This is a genomic window from Streptomyces sp. NPDC059853, from assembly GCF_042731495.1.
In the GTDB taxonomy this organism is placed as follows: domain Bacteria; phylum Actinomycetota; class Actinomycetes; order Streptomycetales; family Streptomycetaceae; genus Streptomyces.
The window spans coordinates 1-1,037 of record NZ_JBHWJL010000585.1 but is presented as its reverse complement, the minus strand read 5'-3'; the positions used below and the strand labels follow the sequence as shown (position 1 = coordinate 1,037).

The 1,037-nt window shown below is 70.7% G+C and carries 1 protein-coding gene and 1 pseudogene; both read left to right on the top strand.

The genetic code is table 11. The annotated features are described in order from the left end of the window. Positions 1 to 186 (top strand): annotated as a pseudogene (locus tag ACFV5N_RS28045) (hypothetical protein); the annotation flags it as partial. Next, positions 183 to 1,016, top strand: coding sequence for a glycosyltransferase family 2 protein (locus ACFV5N_RS28040; protein WP_385605407.1), 834 nt, complete (start codon positions 183 to 185; stop codon positions 1,014 to 1,016). The pseudogene ACFV5N_RS28045 and the gene ACFV5N_RS28040, both read left to right, overlap by 4 nt. The last annotated feature ends 21 nt before the right edge of the window (positions 1,017 to 1,037 follow it).

Genomic DNA, 1,037 nt, shown 5'->3' with positions numbered 1-1,037 from the left:
GAACTGGGCACCGAGGCGTGCGACCGCCTCGGCTACCTCGGCCGGCACGCCACCGAGGAGGAGACCGTGACCGCGCTGCGCGACGGCGAGATCCCGCAGGCGGCCGCCGCGATCACCCATCTGTGCCCCGAGTACGGGGACCTGCTCGACCGCGCGGAAGACGAAGAGGAGACGGCCGGCCGATGAGGAAACTGCCCATCGTCGTGGTGATCCCGACGAAGAACGAGGCGGAGAACATCACCTCCACGGTGCGCTCCGTCATCCACCACTTCGAGGCGGTGGTCGTCGTGGACTCCGACAGCACGGACGCCACCCGCAAGCTGGCCAGGGCGGCCGGCGCCGAGGTCGTCCCGTACACCTGGAACGGCGCGTACCCGAAGAAGAAGCAGTGGTGTCTGGACCAGGTGCGCACCGGCACCGACTGGGTGTTCTTCCTCGACGGGGACGAGACGCCCAGCCCCGAACTGCTCGCCGAACTGCGGCGGATCTTCTTCGACGGGCGGCCGGTGAAACCGGCGGCGTTCGACATACCCCTCGGGTACTGGTTCGGCGGCCGGCGGCTGCGGCACGGCTACACCATCGTGAAGCGCGCCCTGCTGGACCGCACCCGGGCCCGCTTCCCCGAGCCGGACGATCTGGACGCGCCCGGGATGGGCGAACAGGAGGGCCACTACCAGCCGCTGGCCCACCCCGCCCACCGGCTGCGGGCCCCGATCGAACACCGCGATCTGGACCCGGTGGCCACCTGGTTCGACCGGCACAACCGGTACTCGGACTGGGAGGCGTGGCTGGAGCTGAACCCGGAGGTGCGCGAGCAGATCCGGGCGGCGAAGACCCGGCAGGGACAGCTCTTCCACCGGGCGCCCTTCAAGCCGCTGGTGTCGTTCGGCTACGCCTATCTCTACAAGCGCGGCTTCCTGGACGGCAGGGCCGGGCTCGACTACGCGCTGGCGATGAGCTTCTACCGCTGGCAGATCGGGGTGAAGGCGCGGGAGCTGGCGGCGTCCCGGCGCTAACGGAACCGGACCGGGCCCCGG

Excerpts from the sequence above, each read along its gene's own strand:
- ACFV5N_RS28040 (WP_385605407.1), top strand. The coding sequence starts at position 183 with ATGAGGAAACTGCCCATCGTCGTGGTGATCCCGACGAAGAACGAGGCG.